Source organism: Phreatobacter oligotrophus, from assembly GCF_003046185.1.
GTDB classification, from domain to species: Bacteria; Pseudomonadota; Alphaproteobacteria; order Rhizobiales; family Phreatobacteraceae; genus Phreatobacter; species Phreatobacter oligotrophus.
In genome coordinates this window covers 261,811-282,900 of sequence record NZ_PZZL01000005.1, presented here as the reverse complement: position 1 = coordinate 282,900, position 21,090 = coordinate 261,811, and the positions used below count along the sequence as shown (strand labels likewise).

The window sequence follows — 21,090 nt, the reverse complement described above, 5'->3', positions numbered from 1 at the left end:
AATCCCCCCGAAACGGAAGAAGGCGCGCACCGCTGCCACGGTGCGCGCCCCCATTCCGCGTGGACGGTCGGGTTACTGCCCGCCGCCCAGCGCGTGGACATAGACGGCGAGGGACTTCACCGTCGTTTCGTCGAGGCGGCCGGCCCAGCCGGGCATCACACCGCCGCGGCCGAGGTTGATCGTCTCGATGATGGTCTTCTCGTCCGAGCCATAGAGGAAGTTGCGGCTCGTCAGGTTCGGCGCGCCGAGTTCGCGGTTGCCGCGGCCCTCGTCGCCATGGCAGGCGGCGCAGTTGCTGGCGAAGAGTTCCTTGCCCTTGGCGGGATCGTAGCCCTGGCGCGTCGGCTGGCCGGAGAGGGCGCGGACGAAGTTCGCGACCGTGATCACCTCATCCGGCTTCAGCGCGCCGTTGGGGCCGCCGAGCGCGGGCATCTGGCCCTGGCGCGAGCGATCATCCGCGTTGCGGATGCCGAAGGAGATGGTCTGGTGGATGTCGGCAATGCCGCCGCCCCAGAGCCAGGTGTCGTCGCGCAGGTTCGGGAAGCTCGGCGAGCCGGTGGCCGAGAGGCCATGGCACGGCGCGCAATTGTCACCGAAGGCGGCCTTGCCCTGGGCGAGGGCGAAGGTCAGTAGCGTCGGATCCTTGGCGATGTCCTCGAGGGGAGTACGGGCAAGGGCGCCGGCGCGCTCGGCCCTGAGCGCCTTCAGCGCGTCGAGCTCGCGCGTCACGTCCTGCCGGGAGGCATAGCCCAAGACGCCCTTGGTGTAGTTCGTCACCAGCGGCCAGGACGGATAGACGATCCAGTAGCCGACCGACCAGACGATAGTGGCGTAGAAGATGTAGAGCCACCATTTCGGCAGCGGCGAGTTCAGCTCCTTGATCCCGTCCCATTCATGGCCGGTGGTGGTGCGACCCGTGGCGTGGTCGATTTCGGGTTGGACGGCCATGGTTCACTCCTCCCTCAGCGGGATCTGGGCGGCCTCGTCGAAACGCGACTTGTTGCGGGGCCAGAAGGCATAGGCGGCGATCGCGAGGAACATGCCGACGAAGTAGAGAAGGCCGACCGTCTGCGCGAAGCTGGCCAGCGTCGTGTAGGTGCTCATCGTCTCCTCCGGTCAGCGGATGTTGGCGCGGGCGTCGTAGGTGCGGAAATTGACCATGGTGCCGAGCACCTGGAGATAGGCGACGAGAGCGTCCATCTCGGTCACGGTGCCGGACGAGGCCGCCGCCGCATTGCCGCCGAAGGCCCTGACGGTGGCCCCGGGATAGCGGGCCTGGAGGGCCTGCACATTGGGGCTGTCGGGGTTCACCTGGGTGCGCAGGTCCGCCAGCGCATTGCTGATCTGGTCGGGGGTGTAGGGAACGCCGCCGATACTGTTGGTGCGCAGGTGGCCGTCGACCTGCTCGGGCCGGATCTCGGCCTGGGCGAGGAAGGCGTAGCCCGGCATGATCGACTGCGGGACGATCGAGCGCGGGTTCTGCAGGTGGGCGACGTGCCAGGCGTCGGAATACTTGCCGCCGACGCGGGCAAGGTCCGGGCCGGTGCGCTTGGAGCCCCACTGGAAGGGCTTGTCGAACATGCTCTCGGCCGCCAGCGAATAGTGGCCGTAGCGCTCGACCTCGTCACGCAGCGGGCGGATCATCTGGCTGTGGCAGTTGTAGCAGCCCTCGCGGACATAGATGGCGCGGCCCGCCAGCTCCAGCGGCGTGTAGGGGCGCACGCCGTCCACCTTCTCGATGGTGCTCTTGAGGTAGAAGAGCGGGGCGATCTCGACGAGGCCGCCGATGGCGACGACCACGACGATGCCGAGGACGAGGATGATCGAGTTCTTCTCGAAGATCGCGTGCTTGTTCCAGAGCGACATGGTTCGCCTCCTCACTCGGCAGGCACGAGGGCGGGGGTGGCTTCAGGCTCTGCAGCCTCGCCCGTCCGCACCGTCATGATCAGGTTGTAGGCCATGATCAGCGAGCCGATGACGAACAGGGCGCCACCGAGAGCACGGATCACGTAGTAGGGGTGCATGGCGTCGACCGTCTCGATGAACGAGTATTCGAGGAAGCCGAGCGCGGTGTAGGCGCGCCACATCAGGCCCTGCATGATGCCGGCGACCCACATGGCCGAGATGTAGAAGACGATGCCGAGGGTCGAGACCCAGAAGTGCCATTCGACCAGGCGGTTCGAATAGAGCTGCTTCTTGTTCCACAGCCACGGCACGAGGCAGTAGAGCGCGCCGAAGGACACGTAGGCGACCCAGCCGAGGGCGCCGGAATGGACGTGGCCGATGGTCCAGTCGGTGTAGTGCGACAGCGAGTTCACCGCCTTGATGGACATGAGCGGACCCTCGAAGGTCGACATGCCGTAGAAGGCGAGCGAGACCACCATCATGCGCAGGACGGGGTCGGTGCGCAGCTTGTCCCAGGCGCCCGAGAGCGTCATCAGGCCGTTGATCATGCCGCCCCAGGACGGCATCCACAGCATCACCGAGAAGGTCATGCCGAGGGTCTGCGCCCAGTCGGGCAGGGCGGTGTAGTGGAGGTGGTGCGGGCCGGCCCAGATGTAGAGGAAGATCAGCGCCCAGAAGTGCACGATCGACAGCCGGTAGGAGTAGATCGGCCGCTCCGCCCGCTTCGGCACGAAGTAGTACATGATGGCGAGGAAGCCGGCGGTCAGGAAGAAGCCGACGGCGTTGTGGCCGTACCACCACTGGAACATGGCGTCCTGGACGCCGGACCAGACGATGTAGCTCTTCGGCGAGAAGATCGAGACCGGGATCGCCGCGTTGTTGCCGAGGTGCAGGACCGCGATGGTGACGATGAAGGCGAGGTAGAACCAGTTCGCCACGAAGATATGGGGTTCCTTGCGCTTCCAGATGGTGGCGAGGAAGACCAGCAGGTAGACGACCCAGACGACGGTCAGGAACAGGTCGGCGTACCACTCGGGCTCGGCGTATTCCTTGCCCTGGGTGATGCCGAGCAGGTAGCCCGTGCCGGCGATGACGATGAAGAGGTTGTAGCCGAGGATGACGAACCAGGGCGCGATCTCACCGGCGAGGCGGGCGCGGCAGGTCTTCTGCACCACGTAGAACGAGGTCGCGAGCAGCACGTTGCCGCCGAAGGCGAAGATGACCGCCGAGGTGTGCAGCGGGCGCAGCCGGCCGAAATTGATCCAGGGCAGGTCGAAGTTGAGTGCCGGCCAGGCGAGCTGGCAGGCGATAATGAGGCCCACCGTGAAGCCGGCAACGCCCCAGAACACCGCCGCCGCCACCGCGAACTGGACGGGTGCCATGTTGTAGTTGGGCTTGCCGTCGATCTCCTGCGGGATCACCGCCGGGCGGGCGAAGTAGCGGTTGCCGATGGCGAAGATCGCCGCCACCGAGGCCGCCGCGAAGATGTAGATGTGGAAGGAATAGGCGGGGTCCACCGAGCCGGAGGCGATGAACAGGCACAGCAGCGCCGTGGCGGCGAAGGCGAGGGATGCCCCGATCTCCGGTACCGATAGTGTCTTTTGAACTTGGCTTTGGGCCATAGGGGTCCCCCTCGTCCTGCATGGCGGCAGGCGGGACGCCCCACATGGCTATCCCGCATTGCACAGCACCAATGGCAGGACGGGCCATCGCCACATTGATGTGCATCAAGACGGCGCGAGGCCTGTGGACGGGCGCGCAGGGCGATTGATGTCGATCAACGCGGGCGGTGCCCCGGCGGGTGGATGGTGCTCCATCGGCGGCATGGTGCCCGCCCCGTCGTCAGGTCCGCCCCCATGACTGCAATGACGCAGACCCCTTCCATGACGCAGAACACCGCCGCGACAGCCGCTCCGGCCGATCAGATCCCGGCTTCGCTCGGCAACATCGCCCTCGCCGAGCGCGCGGTGCCCCGTTACACGTCCTATCCGACGGCGCCGCATTTCACGCCGGCGGTGACCGCCGACACCTATCGCGGCTGGCTCGGGACGCTGTCGCCCTGCACCAGCCTGTCGCTCTATCTCCACGTGCCCTTCTGCGCCGCCATGTGCGCCTATTGCGGCTGCCACACCAAGGTGACGCGCAAGGCCGAGCCGATTGCCGCCTATCGCGACCGGCTCCTTGCCGAGATCGATCTCATCGCCTCGCTCACCCCGGCGCGCCGGGTGAAGCACCTGCACTGGGGCGGCGGCACGCCGACCAGGCTGGGCGAGGAGGGGCTCACCGCCGTCGCTGCCCGCATCGCGTCGCGGTTCCAACTCACCGCCGATGTCGAGCACGCTATCGAGCTCGACCCCCGCCAGGTGACGCCCGCCCTTGCCGAGGCCCTGCGCCGCGCCGGCGTGACCCGCGCCAGCCTCGGCGTTCAGGATCTCAACCCGCATGTGCAGGAGGCCATCGGCCGGGTTCAGCCCCACGCCGTCGTGGTGGCCGCCGTGGAGGCGCTCCACGCCGCCGGTATCGACCGGATCAGCTTCGACCTGATGTATGGCCTGCCGCACCAGAGCGCCGCCGACCTCCTTCATTCGATCACGCTCGCGGCCGCCATGGCGCCGAGCCGCATCTCGCTCTTCGGCTATGCCCATGTGCCCTGGTTCAAGAGCCACCAGAAGCTGATCGACGAGGCGGCCCTTCCCGATGCCGTCGCGCGCTTCCATCAGGCGGCGGCGGCGCGCGAGGCGCTGATCGGCCTCGGCTACGAGGCGGTGGGTCTCGACCACTTCGCGCGCGCCGACGATTCCATGGCCATCGCCGCCCGCGAGCAGACGCTGAAGCGGAATTTCCAGGGCTACACGACGGATGACGCCGAGGCGCTCATCGGCTTCGGCGCCTCAGCCATCGGCCGGCTGCCGCAGGGCTTCGTGCAGAACGCGCCCGACCTTGGCGGCTACCAGCGCGCCATCGATGCAGGTCGCCCGGCGACGGTGCGCGGACTTGCCCTCTCCGTCGAGGACCGGGTGCGGGGCGATGCCATCGAGCGGCTGATGTGCGACTTCGCCGCCGATCTCGAGGCGGTTGCCCGCCGTCATGGCGTGTCCGGTGACTTCTTCGACGGTGACCTCGCCCGGCTCGATCCGCTGGAGCGGGAGGGCCTCGTCTCCCGCTCGGATCGCCGCGTGGTGGTGAGCGAGGCCGGCAAGCCGCTGGTGCGCGTCGTCGCCTCGCTGTTCGACGCCCATCTCGCCAAGGCCGGCCGGCACTCCGCCGCGGTCTGACCCATGCCGGTTTCCCCCGTCACCCTTGCGGCCGGCATGCTCATGGGCTTCGCCTCCAGCCTGCATTGCGCGGGCATGTGCGGCTCCATCGGCTCGGCGCTGATGATGACGACCCAGCCGACCGCCGACCAGGCGACCCGGGCGCGGATGCTGCTGCTGACCCAGGTCGGTCGTGTCCTCGCCTATGCGATCGCCGGTGGCATTCTAGGCGCCTTCGGCTCGGCTCTCGCGGGCGCCTTCGACCAGGCAGCTGCCTACCGGATGCTGCAATGGGCGAGCGCGGTGACGCTTGCCTGGATCGGCCTCTCCACCGCCGGCCTCGTCCCCTCGCTGGCCGCCTTCGACCGGCTGGCGGCGCCCGTGGGCACCGCCGTGATGACCATGACGTCCCGCCATCCCGGTCTTGGCGTCGGTGCGCCGCTGGCGGTTGGCATCGCATGGGGCTTCATGCCCTGCGCCATGGTCTATGGCGCGCTCTTCACCGCCATGCTCACCGGCACGGGGGCGGGCGGCGCAACCATGATGCTCGGCTTCGGCCTTGGCACGATCCCCGCCGTCATGGCGGGGGCGATGGGCGTGAGCGCCCTGCGCGATCTCGGGCGGAAGCCGCAACTCGCCCTCGCGGTCGGTCTCGCCATCACGGCTTTCGCGGTCCTGTCGGTCGTGATCGGGCCGGAGGGCGGCATCCTCTGCCTGCCGGGCCGCTGACGGCGCGACACGTCCTGAAACAGCGGCGCTGTGGAGGAGGGCGCGTCCGGCGCGGCGGCCCCTTTCGCCGCGGCGCGGCAAAGCCTAGGGTCGCGGCGCCGTTCGTCGTCCTTCGCGCCCCACGAGTCCATGACCGCCTGCGTTCCCGTTCGTTTCCGGCTGTCCGGCCTCCTGGCGCTGCTCGCCGGCGGGCTGGCGGGCTGCGTGGTCGGGCCGGACTACCAGGCGCCCAACCTCGCCCTGCCGGCGCATCACGCCCAGGCCCCGCAGGCGCGGCCCATCCGGCCCGGCGAGCTCGCGGACTGGTGGAAGCGGTTCGGCGACCCGACCCTCGACAGCCTGATCGACCAGGCGATCGCCGCGAACCTCGACGTGGCGACGGCCAAGGCGCGCATCCGCGAGGCGCGGGCGACGCTGCGCCAGACGGCGGCGGGCCTTGCCCCCGAGGTCAACGGCACCGCCTCGTCCACCCACAGCCGCACCAGCGCCTCCGCCACCGGCTTCAACATCTCCTCCAACAGCTACCAGTCGGGCTTCGCGGTGAGCTGGGAGATCGACCTGTTCGGCGAGACGCGCCGGGGGATCGAGGCGGCCGATCGCGGCATCGAGGTGGCCGAGGAGAACCTGCGGACCACGCTGCTGGTGCTCGTGGGCGACGTGGCGCAGAACTATGTGGAGGCGCGCGGTTTCCTCGCGCGTGCGGACCTTGCCCGCCGCAGCGCCGAGCTCCAGCGGCAGACGGCGGCGCTGACGCGCGCGAAGTTCGACGCCGGCGCTGCCTCCGCCGTCGATGTCGCCCGCGCCACGGCGATCGCCAACAGCACCGCCGCCAATGTGCCTACGCTGGAGACGGCCTTCGCCGCCTCCGCCCACCGGATCGGCGTGCTGCTGGGGCGCGAGCCCGCGGCGGTGGTCGGCATCCTGCGGCGGGGCGGCATTCCCTCGCCGCGCCGTAACCTGCCGCCCGGCATTCCCGCCGATGTCCTGCTCAACCGTCCGGACGTGCGGGCGGCCGAGCGCAGCCTCGCCCAGGCGACCGCGCGCATCGGCCGGGCCGAGGCGGCGCTCTATCCGAGCGTCAGCCTCACCGGCAATCTGCGCACCAGCGGCATCCGCATCGGCGATCTCGGCAACGGCTCCTCGCTCGCCTGGTCCTATGGTCCCTCCGTCACCATTCCCGTGTTCAACGGCGGGCGCCTGCGGGCTGGCGTGGAGATCGCCGAGGCCCAGCGCGACCAGTCCTACGCCACCTTCCACCAGGCGGTGCTGCGGGCGCTGGAGGATGTCGAGAACGCCCTCGTCGGCCTCGCCCAGCAGCGGCTGCGGTACCAGCGGCTGGCGGTCGCGGCGCGCAGCAACCGCGAGGCCGGGCGTCTGGCCCGCGTGCTCTACCAGCAGGGCGCATCGAGCTTCCTCGAAGTGCTGGACACCGAGCGATCGCTCTACGATTCCGAGGACTCGCTGCTGCAGAGCCAGGTGCTGATCGCCACCCGCTTCATCGCGCTGGGCAAGGCGCTTGGTGGCGGCCCGAGCCAACCCATCGATACGGCGACCCCGCTGGTGGTCGATCGCGAAACCGGTCCGCGCCTGCCGCGCTGAGCGCCCTCGACCCTCCGGCATGATTCGCCAGACCGTGCTCGCCGTGCGGCCCCATGGGGCCATCGCGTCGCCCTGGCGGGGCTGATCCGCATCCCGTCGAATCTGATGATCGCAAGGGATCGGAGGTATTATTGGACGTGCGAGATTATTGTCGATCGACGGATTTTCGAAAATCCGCTATCGTTCTTTAGTATTGACGTGGTGTGTACCGATAAAGTCTCGCGCTCAAGTAGGTGTTTGACGATACGTAAATTATATTACGTGACGTAAGAATAGCGCCGTTGCTGCAATATTCAATGATTGCTGTTTCACGAATGAACTATTTTATATAGGTTATGACGGCCTGATGATTTGGCCACCAACGACGCTGGCTGCCTTCCCCGCGGAGCTCTCCTTGACCAGCCACAGTCCCATGCCTGCCGCCTCCATTCGCGATCTCCGCAAGCCCCCCGGCGCGGCGGTTTGAACCCGGCCCATTCCCGCGTGCGTTGTCACCAAGACGCCCCGCGGCAGTTTCCGGCTCCATGATGCCCCGATACAGACATCCTCCTCGCAAGACCGCAGTCCCCGCGGCCGCACCGCAGACCGCTTCCCCCGAGGCCGCCAGCGATCCGATCCTTATCTCCGATCTGTGCAGCGAGTACGGCGTCACGGCCCGCGCGCTCAGGTTCTATGAGGAGAACGGCCTGCTCCGGCCACGCCGGAAGGGGAACATCCGCCTCTATTCGCAGCGTGATCGCGACAAGGTCCGCCTGATCCTTCTGCTGCGATCCGCGGGTTTCGGCGTCAACGACATCGTCGCCCACATCGCCGAAGGTCCGGGTCGTGACGATCCGGTGCGCATCGCCCTCGGCCCGGCGCAGATCAAGGCGAAGCTGGATGAGAACCGCGCCCTCCTGCAGACCACTGAGGAGGCGGTCACGCTGCTGGAGACCTGGCTCTCCGCGGTGGAGCGGGGCGAGCCGATTCCCTGAGGCCGGCGACAGTTCGCGCGCATCTCCCTTGGAACGCATCTGGGGTCGGGTGGTTTGTCCTTCATCCCCACCCGACAACAGGGAGTTTGGCCATGGGTTGGTTCTCGAAGGACATTCAGACCATGGACGATCTGTTCGTCCATCAGCTCCAGGACATCTATTACGCCGAGCAGCAGATCCTGAAGGCGCTGCCCGACATGATCGACAAGGCCACCGATCCCGGCCTCAAGACCGCTTTCCAGAACCATCTGCGCGAGACGGAGACCCACGTCACGCGGCTGGAGAAGGTGTTCCGGATGCACGGGGCCGAGGTCAAGGGGCAGGATTGCCCGGCCATCGACGGCATCCTCGAGGAGGCCAACGAAGTGGCCGGCGAGGTGGAGGACAAGCGCGTCCTCGACGCCGCCCTGATCGCCGCCGCGCAGGCCGTCGAGCATTACGAGATGACGCGCTACGGCACGCTGGCCGCCTGGGCGAAGCAGCTCGGCCGCACGGACTGCGCCGCCGTGCTCGAGCAGACGCTGGCCGAGGAAAAGGCTGCCGACGAGAAGCTTACCGGCATTGCCGAGGGCAACGTCAACCGCAAGGCGGCCTGACGCGGCGCCGGCCGTTCAACCAATACCGAAACCCGGGCCTCGTGCCCGGGTTTTTTGTGCGGTGAACGGATGTCAGCCCGCGTCTCGCCCGAGCAGCCCGGCCAGCATCAGCAGGGCGGCATCGACGGTGCGGGCAAGGATCGCGTCCGCGTCCATCTCGCCGAAGTCGAAGCGGCGGCAGTCGGCCTCGAGACCATGGCCGGCGATGGCAAGGTAGACCCGGCCGACGGGGTTGCCGTCCTCGTCAGGCGAGGGGCCTGCCACCCCCGTTGAGGCGATCGCGAGGGTCGACCCCATGAGGTGCCGCACACCCTCCGCCATCCCCACGGCCACCGCTTCGGACACCGCGCCCTCGGGCTGTCGCAGAAGGTCTTCGGGCACGCCGAGCACCATGGCCTTGCGGTCTTTCCGATAGGCAATGACCCCACCCACATAGACCTCGCCGCTGCCCTTGGCGTCGGCGAAGGTCTGGGCGATGCGGCCGGCGGTGCAGGATTCGGCCGTGGCCAGGGTCCAGCCACGGGACTGGAGATCCTCCACCAGCAGGATGGTGAGATCGAGCATGGATGTCGCACGTCTTCGGCTGTGGGGGCGAGGGCCGGTTTCCGTGGGCGGGGGAACCTGTGCCGCCGAACGGGAAAGGCCCTAGGCCGCCTTGCGGGCCGAGAGGCAGGCCCGGATGACGCGCATGACGAGTTCGCCGTCACGGGCGCCTTCGGAGGCGGCGCGGGCCTTCCGGAAGGCGCGCTCCATGCCCTGCAATTCCTGTGTGGTGAAATCGACGCCGCGGGCGATGATCTGGGGCTGGCGGGCCGGGCGGCAAGCATCGTCTGTCATGGCTTGCTCCTCTGGTGAGGCGCCCAGCATCGGCCTTGGGGCGGGGTGATGCACTCACCCATGTTAGGGCCGGACAGAGGAGGGGCGGGCAAGGGACCGTCGCACGAGGTGCGACGGTCCGCCGGCATGGCCGGAGGGGGGTGCGGCCAGGCACAGTTCGACCGGCGAAACCGGACGAACGTCGGTTCAACGCACCATCGCAAGGGTGGTTCCGAAGAAACCGCTGGAAGTCATCCCTGCGCGACGACCTTCTCGCGCGCCGCGATCAGCTCCCGCAATTGCTCCTCCTGGCTCGCCAGCATGTCGCTGAGACGCTCCTCGCTGGCATTGCCGGCGGCGCTCGCCGCGCGATCGGAGACCTCGCGCATCTCCGCACGCAACCGCTCGATGCGCTGGTCAAGTTCGGCGATCTGGAAGACGGCGGACGAGCCCATGGGTGCACTCCTGAGATGGCCGGCCGAGCGGCGAGACCGGGACGACCACGCCAACGAGCCATGGGGCGCATCGTTCCAATCGCCGGCGCAGGGCTGCCCAGCGTGGCCGCTGTCGAACGCCGGGAGCCACCGCGCGTTGCCACCGTACCGGGCACATTTGCCCTGGCTTGGGAGGATTTCCATGGACACGAGACGCAACATTCTCGGCCTCGCGGTCGCCGCAGCGGCACTGCCGTTCGCGCTCAGCGCGGCCAGCGCCGCGCCGATCGAGATGCAGGCCGCAGGCGGTGGTGGCGGGAGCGGCGGCGGTGGCGCCGGCGCCGCTCAGTCCGGCAGCGACGTGCCGCCGCGCGGTCGTGGCGGCGGGGCGGCCGGAACGCCGAACCCGACCGCGGAGCCGATGGCCAACATGCCCCGCCGCAGCCGCCGTCGCCGGCGGATTCGCCGTCGTCGCAACCGCATGAACTGAGGACGATCCGCGTCGCCCGGTCCGCCGGGCGACGCCATTCCGTCAGGTTGACCGGCAACGGGGCCGCGGAACTGCTGGACGATCACCGGGAGGGCGCCATGGATGGCAGGAAGACCGACGGCACCAAGGTCGGCAAACGGAACGAGGCTCCCGACGGGCCGGAGGTTCCCGACCAGCCGCGCGGCACGCCTGACCGCACCCGCCATCCCGACCGGGCCTATCCGCGGGATGTCGACGAGGGCGCTGGCCGTCACGCGATCCGCGACGCGGTGACACCTGGCGGGCAGAGCCAGACGACCTCCGACGGATCGATGATCAAGCCGCGCAAGCCGTGACGGGGAACCAGAGAGCCGGCGCGCGGGTTGCCGCCACGAGCCCTCACCCGGAGACATCCCATGACCGACAAGACCCGCCCTCCTGCCGACAAAGCTTCCGCCGGCGCGCCGAAGGGGCAGGGGGATCGCATCGACGGGGACAACGTCACGCATCGTCCCGACGATCCGATCCCGAAGCTCAGCAAGAGCGAGATCCCGAAAGGCACGCCGACGCGCCGCGACGACCGCCGCTGAGGCGCATGTCCTATCGCGCCGGATCAGTCCGCCACCACGGCCGGGGGGAACGCCGCGTCCACTGCAGGCTTGCCCCTGCTCACGCCAAAGGAGGCTGCCATGGATCGACTGGAACGCAAGCAGCAGGGAGAGCGCCCCAGCACCTTCGCCAATGAAGGCGAGATCAACGCCGCCGACCGGCCCTTGCTGGCGACGCCCGGCGGCGAGGATACGGACCGCGAGCCCGCCGAGACCTCGCTGCATGACCAGGAGGCCGGCGAGGTGCCGGCCATGCCACGCAGCGCCATCACCGCCTTTCACGATCCCGGCTCGGATGACGAGACGGAGGACGGGTTGGTGCAGAACGACGAAGCCCTCCGGCGCGGCGCCGAGGAGGTTCCGATCGGCCGGACGGCCGATCCGGACATGCCGGTCTTCGACCGTGGCGGCGCGCCCGACCGGCGGTGAGCCTCAGCGGCCCGTGAGGAACAGGCCGGAGGCCAGATAGGCCCCTGCCGCGATCAGGCCGGACATGGGCATGGTGATGATCCAGGCCACCACGATGCCGCGCGCCACGCCCCACCGCACCGCCGAGACCCGGCGCGCCGCGCCGACGCCGACAATGGCGCCGGTGATCGTATGCGTGGTGGACACCGGCACGCCAAGGGAGGTCGCGGCAAAGAGCGTGATGGCGCCGCCCGTCTCGGCGCAGAAGCCCTGCTGGGGCGTCAGCCGCGTGATCTTCGAGCCCATGGTGTGGACGATGCGCCAGCCGCCGAACAGCGTGCCGATGGCCATGGCCGCCTGGCAGGAAATGACCACCCAGAAGGGCACCTCGAATTTGTCGCCCATGTAGCCATGGGAGAAGAGCAGGACCGCGATGATGCCCATGGTCTTCTGGGCATCATTGGCGCCGTGGCCGAGCGAATAGAGCGAGGCGGAGACGAACTGCAGCAGGCGAAACGAGGAGTCGACCTTCATCGGCGGCACCCGGACGCAAGCCCAGGAGACGATCAGCACCAGCAGCAGGGCCAGCAGGAAGCCGATGGCCGGCGACATGAAGATGGCGACGAAGGTCTTGCCGAGCCCCCACCAGACGATGCTGGAGAAGCCGACCTTGGTCAGCGCCGCGCCGACCAGGCCGCCGATGAGTGCGTGGGATGAGCTGGAGGGGATGCCGGCGAGCCAGGTCACCACGTTCCAGGTGATGGCGCCGGTCAGCGCGCCGAAGATGACGCGGTCATCGACGATGGCCGCCTGGACGATGCCCGAGCCGACTGTCTGGGCCACGTGCAGGCCGAAGAACAGGAAGGCGATGAAGTTGAAGAAGGCCGCCCAGAAGACCGCCCATTGCGGCGCCAGCACGCGGGTGGAGACGATGGTGGCGATGGAATTGGCGGCATCGTGGAGGCCGTTCAGGAAATCGAACAGCAGCGCCACGGCGATGAGGAAGATGAGGGCGAAGGCGACGCTGGAGAGGTCCACGGGGCCCGTCCGCGTCAGAGATGTTCGAGGACGATGCGGCTGACGCCCTTGGCGACGTCCTCGAAGCGGTCCACCACCTTTTCCAGGTGATCATAGACCTCGGCGCCGGTGATGAAGGCCATGGCATCGCCGCCACGATGGGCGTGGAACAGCTCCTTCAGGCCGCGGTCGCAGAGTTCGTCCGAGCGTTCCTCGATGCGGCCGATCTCCTTGGTCAGCGCATTGATGGCGTCGACGTGCTTCTTGATATCCCGCAGCATGGGCAGGAGGTCGGCGACGCGTGCGGCGGCCTCGACGATGGTGAAGCCGAGATCCTTCATGGCGGGCGTGAAAGCCGTGACCTCGTAGAGGCCGATGGTCTTCACGGTCTTCTGCATCTGGTCGATGGCATCGTCCATCGAGCCGATGAGCGCCTCGATGTCGGAGCGGTCGAAGGGGGTGATGAAGGTGCGGCCGAGGGCGACCATCACCTGAGCGGCGATCTCGTCGGCGCGATTCTCCTGGGCGAGCACCTCGCGGCTTCCCATCTCGACCTCGAGCGAGCCGTCCAGCAGGCCCTTCAAGGCTTCAGCGCCAGCGACCAGGGTCGCTGCATGGAGTTCGAACAGGTCGAAGAATTTGTCTTCGCGGGGCAGGAGCTTGTGAAACCAGCCGAGCATGGCGCCGCTCCGATTCGCAGTGTCGTCAAAGCGTCATAATGCCTCGCAGGCGCTTGTCCTAGCGCGCAAAACGGCGGAGGCGCGGCGCCTCAGCCGCGCGCCGCCTCTACCGCCGCGACGATGGCGTCGAGCCCGTCTGTGAGCGCGGCGGGGCCCGGCTGGAGGATCAGTGGCGACTTGATCTCGACGATGCGGCCGGCCCGCACGGCAGGGATCGCGTCCCAGCCCGGCCGGGACACGATGGCTTCCGGCCGCACCTTCTTGCCGCACCAGGAGGCGAGGATGAGGTCGGGAGCCGCGGCCACGACCTGCTCGGCCGCAATGATGCGGTCGCGGGCCGATTTCTGGCCGGCAAGGTCCGCGAAGACGTCCTCGCCCCCGGCGATGGTGACGAGTTCGGAGACCCAGCCGATGCCGCTGATCATCGGCTCGTCCCATTCCTCGACATAGACCTTCGGGCGCTTCAGGCCCTGGGCCGCCGCCGCCACCGCCTGCAGGCGGCCTTCGAGCAGCGTCGCGAGGGCGTCGGCCTTGTCGGGATTGCCGACCAGCGCGCCGAGGGTACGGATCATGGCGAGGATGCCGGCGACGTCGCGCTGGTTGAAGGCATGGACGGCGATGCCGGCGCGGATCAGTCCCGCGGCGATGTCCGCCTGGAGGTCGGAGAAGGTCAGGACGAGATCGGGCTCGAGGCCGATGATCTTCGGCAGGTCTGCGGAGGTGAAGGCGCCGACCCGCGGCTTCTCCCGCCTCACGCGCGGCGGGCGGACGGCATAGCCGGTGACGCCGACGATGCGGTCCTCTTCACCCAGAAGGTAGAGGGTCTCCACCGTCTCCTCGGTCAGGCAGACGATGCGGCGCGGCGGGAAGGGCATGCGGATGCTCGCTGGTCGGCGGGCCCCTTGATAGACCGCCGGGACCGGCATGGCCACGGGTGTGTCGGCGGGCGCTTGCACGCCTGCCTTGCGTGGCCTGCCCCTGCATGCCAACCTGTTCTGATTGCTCGATAAAGGAGGTTCGATCGTGATGTCTTTGCTCAGTCAGACCCTGCCTTTGCTCGCCGCCCTGTCCCTCGGCCTGCTGGCCGGCGCCCTGCTCGCCGAGGACCAGCTGCTGGTGCCCTATTGGCGGACATTGCCCGCCGACACGTTCTACGCGCTGCACCCGACCTTCGGGCCTCTGCTCTTCCGGTTCTACGCGCCGCTGACCGCCGCGGCACCGACCGCCGCGGTGCTCGCCATGTTGCAGGCGCTGGTCTTCGGCGGACCCTTCGGCCTGCGTACGGCCCTGGCGGTGGCCGCTGCCCTCCTCGCCTTGAGCCTGCTCGCCATCTACGCCGTGTTCTTCCGCGCGGCCAACGACGCGTTCGCCCGGCATGCCGTTCCGGCGGCCGATCTGCCGGAGGCGTTGAGCCGGTGGGCGGCCTGGCACAGGGCCCGGGTCTACGTGGTCATCCTCGCCTTCGCGCTGTCCCTCGGCGCGCTGGCGGCTTGAGCCCGCGATCCGTTGTCGGGGGCGGGGGGGCCGCTCCCGGTCCCGGCGGGTCTCAGGCTGCCTTCATCGAGGCGACGAAGGCGCCGACCTCGTTGCGCAGCAGCGCCGACTTGTCGAGGAGCTGCGATGACAGGCCCATGAGTTGGGTCGAGGCCGCCCCGGTCATCTCGGCGGCGGTACCGACGCCGGCAATGTTCTGGTTCACGGCCTGGGTGCCGATCGAGGCCTGGTGCGTGTTGGCGGCGATCTCGCCTGTCGCAGCCGACTGCTGTTCGACGGCCCCGGCCACGGAGGTGGTGATCTCGCGGATCCGGTCGATCGTGCCGACGACGCGGGCCATGGACTCGACCGCAATGCCAGTTGCCGACTGGATCTCGTCGATCTTGCGGCTGATCTCCTCGGTCGCGCGGGCGGTCTGCGAGGCCAGCGCCTTCACCTCGGAGGCAACGACAGCGAAGCCCTTGCCGGCCTCGCCGGCGCGGGCCGCCTCGATCGTCGCATTGAGCGCCAGCAGGTTGGTCTGGCCGGCAATGTTGTTGATGAGCTCGACCACGGCGCCGATCTGCGATGCGGCGTCGGCGAGGTTGCGGATCGTGTCGCTGGTCTGGCGCACGCCGGTCGCGGCTTCCGTCACCACCGTGGTGGAATTGCCGACCTGGGCATTGATCTCACCGATGGAGGAGGCGAGCTCTTCCGTGCCAGCTGCGACCGTTCCAACGCTGCCCGAGGCCTCCTCGGCGGCATGGGCGACGGATTGCGCCTGGCGGGACGTCTCCTCAGCGGTGGCCGCGAGGTTGCGCGCGGCATCGGCCACCTCGGCGGAGGCGCTGCTGAAGCTTTCGGCGAGGTCCTTCATCCGCTCGACGAAGGCTTCCGACAGCGCGAGGCGGTGGCGCACGGCCTCTTCCTCGGCGGCCTTGGCGGCCTCCTGCGCGACCCGAAGCCGCTGGGCCTCCAGCCCCTCGGCGCGGAAGATGTCGGTGGCGCGGGCAATCTCGCCGATCTCGTCCCGGCGCTCCGTGCCCGCCACCGTCACGGTGTAGTCGCCGGCGGCGAGGGCGGCGATGACGCCGTTCAGGCGGGCGAGAGGCCCGGTGATGCCGCTGCGGGCCACCACAAAGCCGATGGCGAGGCTGAGCAAGGCACCGACAACGGTGACGGCGACGAGGATCGACCAGGCGCGGGCGGCATCCGCGCGGGCCTGGGCGCGCAGATCGACGTTGCGCTTCAGCAGCGTGTCCGTCATCACCCGCGCAGCTTCGCGGCTGGCGACGAAAGCGGGCTGGGCCTTCGCGGCCTCTTCGGCGAGGGCCGCGCGATCGGCGACGGTCGGCTCGCGGCCGGAGCGGCCGAGAGCGATGGACTTCTGCGCCGCGGCAAGAAGCGGGGCGAGTTCGCGCTCGGTCGTGGCGAGGGCCTGCACCACCTCGCGCGCGGGCGAACTGCGGATCTGGTCGGCGAACTCGCCGATGCCGGCGACGAGCCCTTCGAGCTGGCGGGCGCTCTCGGCCAGTTCACGGCCCGTCGGGGCCACCGCCATTTCGAGCTGGACCAGCCGGATATTGACGATCAGACGGTTGAGCCGGGCCGAGGCGGTGCTGCGTGCGCCGGCATTGCCGACCAGTTCAAGGTCCTGCTGCAGCCCGCCGAGCGAGGACAGCGCGACGAGCGCCACCACGGCGAGAGCGATCATCAACGTTCCGATGACGAGCAGGATCTTCGGGAAAATCTTCAGGCGCGACAACATGGGCGGCGTCCTCCGGGCTGGACCCTCGATGACTCGCGCGGCTTGGTTAACGACGGTTTGAGAAAACGCCTTGGGGTTGCGTAATTTCGATAAGCACAACCACGTATGGCCCGGGCTGAAAGGGCCTTGCTGTCCGGGTCAGGGCCGGCTTGTGCCGCGCAGGAGCCGGCGAAGCTCCCCCGCATCGACCTCATGGCCGGTGAAGATGCGGAAGGCGTCGACGCCCTGGAAGAGGAAGAGTTCGAAGCCGCTGAGGATGGCGAGGCCGCGCGCGCGGGCGGCGATGACGAAGGGCGTGTCCTCCGGCGTGTAGACGGCGTCGAAGGCCCAGCTGCGGCCGGCGAGCACGCTGTCCGGAATGGCGTTGCCGATCCCGTCCATCCCGAGCGGCGTGGCGTTGATCAGGCCATCGGCGCCGTCGGCCGCCGCCTGGATGTCCGGCGTGGTGACAATGGCCATGGCGCCGGCGACGGGCGCGAGCGCGGTGGCCAGCGCTTCCGCCTTCGCCCGGTCGGTGTCGCAGAGGCGCAGTTCGCGCGTGCCCAGCGCCGCGAGGGCAAAGGCGATGGCCTTGCCGACCCCGCCCGTGCCGGCCATGGCGACGATGCCCGGCGGCGTGCCGGGGAAGGCGTTGCGGAAGGCGCTGGCGAAGCCGGAACAGTCGGTATTGGCGCCCTGCGGCGCGGCCTCGCCGAAGGTCACCGTGTTGCAGGCGCCGAGGGGGCCAAGGTCAGGCCCGAGCGGCGCCAGCAGCGGCACGACCGCTTCCTTGTAGGGATAGGTGATGTTGAGGCCGCGATAGCCGTCGTGACGGCAATGATCGAAGACCTCGCGGAAGCTCTCGCCCCGCTCCGGCGGGATGAGCAGGTCATAGGTCACGTCGAGGCCGCACAGGGCGCCGGCCAGCCGATGGAGTTCCGGCGACCGGGAGCGGGCGATCTTGTCCCCGATGAGCCCGAGCCGAACCTGCTGCATGACGACGCTCCCCGCGCTCCCGCTGGAGCCACCATGACGATGCGTCATAAGCCCGCCGCGCGCCGATGCAAGGCATCAGGCGGTGGATCAACAGTCAGAGGGGATTGCGGAGAAATGGCGCGCCCGAAAGGATTCGAACCTCTGACCCCCAGATTCGTAGTCTGGTGCTCTATCCAGCTGAGCTACGGGCGCGCGCCGCGTCGGATGGGCAGGTGCCTCGCCGACGGAGGCGGTCGGATACGCTGTTTCTCCGGCGATTGCAAGAGGGGGTCGCAAGGGCTCGCCGGCCACTTGTGGATGGCTGCCCCGCGAGGGCGGCGGCCGGCCGCAGGCGCCTCAGGCGCGCTTCTTCTGGCTGCGGCGAATGCTGGCGAGGTCGATGGGGCGGTCGGGGATGGTGATGCGGAAGGTCGCGCCGAGGGTGCCCTCCGCCAGTGCGATGGCGCCGCCATGGGCGCGAATGAGTTCGGAGGCGATTGCCAGGCCCAGGCCGGTGCCGCCGGGGCGTGTGGAGCCCTGGAAGGCCTCGAAAAGGTGCTGGCGGGCGCGCTCCGGCACGCCGGGCCCGGTGTCGGAGACCTCGACGATGGTGACCGCGCCCTCGCGGCGACCGGCGATGCGGATCTGGTCGCGCGCGGGGTCGTTCGGCGCGCGGGTCTCGAGGGCCTGGTGGGCATTGCGGGCGAGGTTCAGCAGCACGCGGAAGAGATGGTCCGGGTCGGCATCGATGGTGATGCCATCGTCCACCGCGTTGATGAAGGCGATGCGGGCTTCGTCGCCAAGGCCCATCGTGTCGCGCACCTCCTCCACCAGCGGGGCGAGGTCAATGGACAGCCGCTGCGGCGGCGCCTCGTGGGCGCGGCCATAGGAGAGCGTCGACTGGCAGAAGGCGATGGCGCGGTCGAGGGCCTGGATCATCTTCGGCGCGAAGCGCTGCACCGTCGGGTCCGGCACGTTGGCGAGGCGGTCGGAGAAGAGCTGGGCCGAGGCGAGGAGGTTGCGCAGGTCGTGGTTGATCTTCGACACGGCGAGGCCGAGCGCGGCAAGGCGCGAGCGCTGGGCCAGCATGTCATGCAGCGAATGCTGCATCGACTGCAGCTCGTATTCGGCGACGCCCACCTCGTCCTTGCGGCCGGTGGGCACGATGGCGCGGCTGATGTCCTCGGGGTTCTCGCGGAAGGCGACCATCGTGTCGGTGAGGCGCCGCATGGGCCGCACGAACATGAGGTGCAGGGTCAGGTAGACGAGGGCGCCGGACAGGATCGAAATGAACAGCGAATAGACGAGCAGCGTCCGCGAGAAGCGCAGCATCGCCTGCCGCAAGGGCGTCTCGTCCATGACGATCTCGACGAAGTCGCCGACGCGGCGGGCATCGCCCATGACGCGCATGGTGCGGCCGTCATCGGCGAAGAGCGTGGCGAAGGCCTCGGGGATGGCGCGGAAGATCGGCTGGTCGCGCATGTCGACGGTGACGTCGACGTCCGGCATTTCGTCGGAGGCGGCGAGCAGCCGGCGCGCCGGCCCGGTCTTGAGCGCCACGGCCTTGGCGCCGGCGCTGTCGAGGAGCTCGCGGACAAGGGCTTCCGGCACCATGCCGGAGGGCGCTGCCTCCAGCACGAGCGCGGCAGTCCGGCCGGAGGACAGCCGGTCGTCGAGCCATGAGTTGCGGAAATTGGCTACGGCGGGCGCATAGATCAGCACCTGCGCGCCGAGGATGAAGAGGATGGTCAGCAGCAGCAGCTTGCCGGACAGGCCGATGCCGCGGGAGGGGGCAGGCACTGCGGCATCGAGCGCGCTCTGGTCGACCGCCGGCGCGGCCGGCATCCGGCCGGCCTCCCGCGCCTGTCGATCCTCACCCGAACCCGCCATGACCTCCCCGCGCTTTCCGGCTCTTTCAGCCGAACATCCGCACCAGCCGGATGATCCGCCTTGTCCAGTGATTTGACAATCGCGCCGCGGTAATGGGCGCAATGGCCTTGCCAATGACGTCTGATACGGCCGGATATGGCAATTGGATGGCGGCGAGGTCCTGAACGGAGAGTTGCCGGCCGACCGCCAAGGCGAGCAATCCGATCAAGGGCTCTGCATTGTCGGCGACGATCCCGGCCCCCAGCACCTTTCCCGCGCCCGAGACAACGAGCGCGATGTGGCCGGGTCCGGCGCCAGGGGCGGCGCTGTCCGAGAGGGGCAGGCGCAGCAGGCGCGCGCTCCGGTCTTTCGCGCGCACCTCCGTTTCCGAAAGGCCGATCTCGATCAGGGCGGGGCGCGTCGGCACGGCGGTGACTCGTACGATGTCCGAGGCGCCAATGGTGCGGCCGAAAAGGAGCGCGCCGGCCAGGGCGGGCGCCTGGCGCAGCGACAGGCCGGGATCGGACGGGCCGGCGGCCTCGCCCAGGGCAAGGACGCGGCGATTGGTGGTGCGCAGGCCGCCATCGACGCGCAGGCCGGTCCCGTCGCGGGCGATGCCGGCCGCTTCGAGGTTCAGGCCGTCGAGGCGGGGCAGGCGGTCACCGACATGCAGCACGTGGGCGACGCGCAGCCGGTCCCGGTCGCCGCCGCGGGTGGCGGTCACGGCGAGGCCAGCATCGTCGGGCTCGACGGCGGCGACCTCGGCATCCTCGAAGAGGTCGATGCCGTCGGCGACCAGCCGGTCGCGCAAGGCCTGGCTGTGGTCGGGGTGGAGACCTGGAAGCAATCCACCTGTTGCGAAGAGGCTCACCGCCGTTCCGAAACGGCGGAAGGCCTGGGCGAGGGCCGCGGCGGTCCCGTCGGCGCCGATCACGGCAAGGCTCGAGGGCGCGTCAGGGAGGTCCCAGATCGTCTCGGGGGTCAGGACCCGCCCTGTCGGCAGGTCCGGCCAGGGGGAGGGGGCTTCTGCCGCGCCGGTCGCTAGGACGAAGCGGCGCGCGGTGATGGCAAGGCCTCCGGCGGCGAGGCTGCGGGGGCCGGTGAAGCGCGCCTCGCCCTCCACAACGCGGATGCCGGCGGCCGCCAGATGGCGCGGATGCTCCCGCGTGGCGGCGTCGCGGCCGGCCTGCGAGATGCGGCGCATCGCCGCGGCCCAGCCATGGGCCGGGTCGGCGTCGCGGAGAGAGCCAAGCCGGCGGGCGAGGTTTTGTCCGCCTCGCCCGGTCGCGGGAATCCGCACCAGAACGACCGAAAGGCCGCCTGCGACCAGCGCCAGGGCCACGGCATGGCCTCCGGGATCGTCGCCGATGATGCAGGTGTCGACGGAGAGGGCGGCAAGGCTCGTGTCGGGCGCAGTCATGCCGCCATTCATCGGCTGCGGCCGCAGCGCTGTCGAGAGGGTCTTCGGGCGATCTGCAACCCCACGACGCAACGAGCGTCACGCATCTGTCGCATCGGTGTTGCCGGGGCGTCACGA

The 21,090-nt window shown here is 69.2% G+C and carries 24 protein-coding genes and 1 tRNA gene; 10 read left to right on the top strand and 15 right to left on the bottom strand.

Features of this window, described 5'->3' with window-relative positions; all coding sequences use genetic code 11:
* Positions 1-72: 72 nt before the first annotated feature.
* From ccoP to ccoN, 4 genes are read right to left on the bottom strand one after another with little or no spacing between them, the layout of a single operon-like run.
* The gene (ccoP, locus tag C8P69_RS13600; RefSeq protein WP_108177960.1) at positions 73-948 is read right to left on the bottom strand and encodes a cytochrome-c oxidase, cbb3-type subunit III; all 876 of its coding nucleotides are present in this window, start codon (positions 946-948) and stop codon (positions 73-75) included.
* Positions 949-951: 3 nt separating this feature from the next.
* Entirely contained in the window at positions 952-1,104 is a 153-nt protein-coding gene (locus C8P69_RS13595) for a cbb3-type cytochrome c oxidase subunit 3 (RefSeq protein WP_108177959.1), read from the bottom strand.
* Between the two features lie 12 nt (positions 1,105-1,116).
* Entirely contained in the window at positions 1,117-1,866 is a 750-nt protein-coding gene (gene ccoO / locus C8P69_RS13590; RefSeq protein WP_108177958.1) for a cytochrome-c oxidase, cbb3-type subunit II, read from the bottom strand.
* A gap of 11 nt (positions 1,867-1,877) precedes the next feature.
* Entirely contained in the window at positions 1,878-3,527 is a 1,650-nt protein-coding gene (ccoN, locus tag C8P69_RS13585; protein ID WP_108177957.1) for a cytochrome-c oxidase, cbb3-type subunit I, read from the bottom strand.
* A 261-nt stretch (positions 3,528-3,788) separates the two neighbouring features.
* Here ccoN and hemN point away from each other — a divergent pair, with 261 nt between their 5' ends.
* From hemN to C8P69_RS13560, 5 genes are all read left to right on the top strand, one after another.
* Positions 3,789-5,180, top strand: a complete 1,392-nt coding sequence (hemN, locus tag C8P69_RS13580) for an oxygen-independent coproporphyrinogen III oxidase (RefSeq protein ID WP_108177956.1) — start codon at positions 3,789-3,791, stop codon at positions 5,178-5,180.
* A gap of 3 nt (positions 5,181-5,183) precedes the next feature.
* Positions 5,184-5,888, top strand: coding sequence for a sulfite exporter TauE/SafE family protein (locus tag C8P69_RS13575; protein ID WP_108177955.1), 705 nt, complete (start codon positions 5,184-5,186; stop codon positions 5,886-5,888).
* A gap of 129 nt (positions 5,889-6,017) precedes the next feature.
* Positions 6,018-7,487, top strand: coding sequence for an efflux transporter outer membrane subunit (locus C8P69_RS13570; protein WP_108177954.1), 1,470 nt, complete (start codon positions 6,018-6,020; stop codon positions 7,485-7,487).
* A 527-nt stretch (positions 7,488-8,014) separates the two neighbouring features.
* A complete protein-coding gene (locus C8P69_RS13565; protein WP_170118241.1) occupies positions 8,015-8,461 on the top strand; it encodes a MerR family transcriptional regulator in 447 nt (148 codons plus the stop codon).
* A gap of 92 nt (positions 8,462-8,553) precedes the next feature.
* Complete coding sequence (locus tag C8P69_RS13560) at positions 8,554-9,057, top strand: YciE/YciF ferroxidase family protein (RefSeq protein ID WP_108177952.1); 504 nt, start codon at positions 8,554-8,556, stop codon at positions 9,055-9,057.
* Positions 9,058-9,129: 72 nt separating this feature from the next.
* On the opposite strand, the gene C8P69_RS13555 is transcribed toward C8P69_RS13560, so the two are convergent.
* The 3 genes from C8P69_RS13555 to C8P69_RS13545 all read right to left on the bottom strand — a co-directional run bounded on the left by C8P69_RS13555 (position 9,130) and on the right by C8P69_RS13545 (position 10,328).
* Entirely contained in the window at positions 9,130-9,621 is a 492-nt protein-coding gene (locus tag C8P69_RS13555) for a CinA family protein (RefSeq protein ID WP_108177951.1), read from the bottom strand.
* Positions 9,622-9,702: 81 nt separating this feature from the next.
* A complete protein-coding gene (locus tag C8P69_RS13550; protein ID WP_108177950.1) occupies positions 9,703-9,894 on the bottom strand; it encodes a hypothetical protein in 192 nt (63 codons plus the stop codon).
* Positions 9,895-10,124: 230 nt separating this feature from the next.
* Positions 10,125-10,328, bottom strand: coding sequence for a hypothetical protein (locus C8P69_RS13545; RefSeq protein WP_108177949.1), 204 nt, complete (start codon positions 10,326-10,328; stop codon positions 10,125-10,127).
* A 181-nt stretch (positions 10,329-10,509) separates the two neighbouring features.
* Here C8P69_RS13545 and C8P69_RS13540 point away from each other — a divergent pair, with 181 nt between their 5' ends.
* The 4 genes from C8P69_RS13540 (at position 10,510) to C8P69_RS13530 (ending at position 11,813) form a co-directional block, all read left to right on the top strand.
* A complete protein-coding gene (locus tag C8P69_RS13540; protein ID WP_108177948.1) occupies positions 10,510-10,797 on the top strand; it encodes a hypothetical protein in 288 nt (95 codons plus the stop codon).
* A gap of 98 nt (positions 10,798-10,895) precedes the next feature.
* Positions 10,896-11,132, top strand: coding sequence for a hypothetical protein (locus C8P69_RS13535; protein WP_108177947.1), 237 nt, complete (start codon positions 10,896-10,898; stop codon positions 11,130-11,132).
* Positions 11,133-11,192: 60 nt separating this feature from the next.
* A complete protein-coding gene (locus C8P69_RS23900; protein WP_170118240.1) occupies positions 11,193-11,366 on the top strand; it encodes a hypothetical protein in 174 nt (57 codons plus the stop codon).
* Between the two features lie 99 nt (positions 11,367-11,465).
* Positions 11,466-11,813, top strand: a complete 348-nt coding sequence (locus C8P69_RS13530; protein WP_108177946.1) for a hypothetical protein — start codon at positions 11,466-11,468, stop codon at positions 11,811-11,813.
* Between the two features lie 3 nt (positions 11,814-11,816).
* Here the strand turns inward: C8P69_RS13530 and C8P69_RS13525 are convergent, their stop codons facing one another.
* From C8P69_RS13525 to C8P69_RS13515, 3 genes are all read right to left on the bottom strand, one after another.
* Positions 11,817-12,830, bottom strand: coding sequence for an inorganic phosphate transporter (locus C8P69_RS13525; RefSeq protein ID WP_108177945.1), 1,014 nt, complete (start codon positions 12,828-12,830; stop codon positions 11,817-11,819).
* A 14-nt stretch (positions 12,831-12,844) separates the two neighbouring features.
* Positions 12,845-13,489 (bottom strand): DUF47 domain-containing protein, encoded by a 645-nt coding sequence (locus C8P69_RS13520; protein WP_108177944.1) that lies wholly within the window; start codon positions 13,487-13,489, stop codon positions 12,845-12,847.
* Between the two features lie 89 nt (positions 13,490-13,578).
* On the bottom strand, positions 13,579-14,364 hold the full coding sequence (locus tag C8P69_RS13515; RefSeq protein WP_108177943.1) for a cobalamin-binding protein: 786 nt from the start codon (positions 14,362-14,364) through the stop codon (positions 13,579-13,581).
* Between the two features lie 151 nt (positions 14,365-14,515).
* On the opposite strand from C8P69_RS13515, the gene C8P69_RS13510 reads away from it, so the two are divergent.
* Positions 14,516-14,983, top strand: a complete 468-nt coding sequence (locus C8P69_RS13510) for a hypothetical protein (RefSeq protein WP_146167338.1) — start codon at positions 14,516-14,518, stop codon at positions 14,981-14,983.
* A 52-nt stretch (positions 14,984-15,035) separates the two neighbouring features.
* Here the strand turns inward: C8P69_RS13510 and C8P69_RS13505 are convergent, their stop codons facing one another.
* The 5 genes from C8P69_RS13505 to C8P69_RS13485 all read right to left on the bottom strand — a co-directional run bounded on the left by C8P69_RS13505 (position 15,036) and on the right by C8P69_RS13485 (position 20,973).
* Positions 15,036-16,730 (bottom strand): methyl-accepting chemotaxis protein, encoded by a 1,695-nt coding sequence (locus tag C8P69_RS13505; RefSeq protein ID WP_108177941.1) that lies wholly within the window; start codon positions 16,728-16,730, stop codon positions 15,036-15,038.
* A 138-nt stretch (positions 16,731-16,868) separates the two neighbouring features.
* A complete protein-coding gene (locus C8P69_RS13500) occupies positions 16,869-17,705 on the bottom strand; it encodes a shikimate dehydrogenase family protein (protein WP_108177940.1) in 837 nt (278 codons plus the stop codon).
* 115 nt (positions 17,706-17,820) lie between these two features.
* Positions 17,821-17,897, bottom strand: a tRNA-Arg gene (locus C8P69_RS13495).
* Between the two features lie 144 nt (positions 17,898-18,041).
* A complete protein-coding gene (locus C8P69_RS13490; protein WP_245902027.1) occupies positions 18,042-19,574 on the bottom strand; it encodes a sensor histidine kinase in 1,533 nt (510 codons plus the stop codon).
* Between the two features lie 25 nt (positions 19,575-19,599).
* The gene (locus tag C8P69_RS13485; RefSeq protein ID WP_170118239.1) at positions 19,600-20,973 is read right to left on the bottom strand and encodes an FAD-dependent oxidoreductase; all 1,374 of its coding nucleotides are present in this window, start codon (positions 20,971-20,973) and stop codon (positions 19,600-19,602) included.
* Positions 20,974-21,090: the final 117 nt, after the last annotated feature.

What these genes read in the sequence shown, in the direction of transcription:
- C8P69_RS13540 (WP_108177948.1), top strand. Translation starts at nt 10,510, where the DNA reads ATGGACACGAGACGCAACATTCTCGGCCTCGCGGTCGCCGCAGCGGCA.
- C8P69_RS13595 (WP_108177959.1), bottom strand. Translation starts at nt 1,104, where the DNA reads ATGAGCACCTACACGACGCTGGCCAGCTTCGCGCAGACGGTCGGCCTT.
- C8P69_RS23900 (WP_170118240.1), top strand. Translation starts at nt 11,193, where the DNA reads ATGACCGACAAGACCCGCCCTCCTGCCGACAAAGCTTCCGCCGGCGCG.
- C8P69_RS13565 (WP_170118241.1), top strand. Translation starts at nt 8,015, where the DNA reads ATGCCCCGATACAGACATCCTCCTCGCAAGACCGCAGTCCCCGCGGCC.
- ccoP (WP_108177960.1), bottom strand. Translation starts at nt 948, where the DNA reads ATGGCCGTCCAACCCGAAATCGACCACGCCACGGGTCGCACCACCACC.
- C8P69_RS13550 (WP_108177950.1), bottom strand. Translation starts at nt 9,894, where the DNA reads ATGACAGACGATGCTTGCCGCCCGGCCCGCCAGCCCCAGATCATCGCC.
- C8P69_RS13535 (WP_108177947.1), top strand. Translation starts at nt 10,896, where the DNA reads ATGGATGGCAGGAAGACCGACGGCACCAAGGTCGGCAAACGGAACGAG.
- C8P69_RS13545 (WP_108177949.1), bottom strand. Translation starts at nt 10,328, where the DNA reads ATGGGCTCGTCCGCCGTCTTCCAGATCGCCGAACTTGACCAGCGCATC.
- C8P69_RS13555 (WP_108177951.1), bottom strand. Translation starts at nt 9,621, where the DNA reads ATGCTCGATCTCACCATCCTGCTGGTGGAGGATCTCCAGTCCCGTGGC.
- C8P69_RS13560 (WP_108177952.1), top strand. Translation starts at nt 8,554, where the DNA reads ATGGGTTGGTTCTCGAAGGACATTCAGACCATGGACGATCTGTTCGTC.
- C8P69_RS13515 (WP_108177943.1), bottom strand. Translation starts at nt 14,364, where the DNA reads ATGCCCTTCCCGCCGCGCCGCATCGTCTGCCTGACCGAGGAGACGGTG.
- C8P69_RS13530 (WP_108177946.1), top strand. Translation starts at nt 11,466, where the DNA reads ATGGATCGACTGGAACGCAAGCAGCAGGGAGAGCGCCCCAGCACCTTC.
- C8P69_RS13490 (WP_245902027.1), bottom strand. Translation starts at nt 19,574, where the DNA reads ATGGCGGGTTCGGGTGAGGATCGACAGGCGCGGGAGGCCGGCCGGATG.
- C8P69_RS13510 (WP_146167338.1), top strand. Translation starts at nt 14,516, where the DNA reads ATGTCTTTGCTCAGTCAGACCCTGCCTTTGCTCGCCGCCCTGTCCCTC.
- C8P69_RS13485 (WP_170118239.1), bottom strand. Translation starts at nt 20,973, where the DNA reads ATGACTGCGCCCGACACGAGCCTTGCCGCCCTCTCCGTCGACACCTGC.
- C8P69_RS13575 (WP_108177955.1), top strand. Translation starts at nt 5,184, where the DNA reads ATGCCGGTTTCCCCCGTCACCCTTGCGGCCGGCATGCTCATGGGCTTC.
- C8P69_RS13570 (WP_108177954.1), top strand. Translation starts at nt 6,018, where the DNA reads ATGACCGCCTGCGTTCCCGTTCGTTTCCGGCTGTCCGGCCTCCTGGCG.
- ccoO (WP_108177958.1), bottom strand. Translation starts at nt 1,866, where the DNA reads ATGTCGCTCTGGAACAAGCACGCGATCTTCGAGAAGAACTCGATCATC.
- C8P69_RS13520 (WP_108177944.1), bottom strand. Translation starts at nt 13,489, where the DNA reads ATGCTCGGCTGGTTTCACAAGCTCCTGCCCCGCGAAGACAAATTCTTC.
- C8P69_RS13500 (WP_108177940.1), bottom strand. Translation starts at nt 17,705, where the DNA reads ATGCAGCAGGTTCGGCTCGGGCTCATCGGGGACAAGATCGCCCGCTCC.
- hemN (WP_108177956.1), top strand. Translation starts at nt 3,789, where the DNA reads ATGACGCAGAACACCGCCGCGACAGCCGCTCCGGCCGATCAGATCCCG.
- C8P69_RS13505 (WP_108177941.1), bottom strand. Translation starts at nt 16,730, where the DNA reads ATGTTGTCGCGCCTGAAGATTTTCCCGAAGATCCTGCTCGTCATCGGA.
- ccoN (WP_108177957.1), bottom strand. Translation starts at nt 3,527, where the DNA reads ATGGCCCAAAGCCAAGTTCAAAAGACACTATCGGTACCGGAGATCGGG.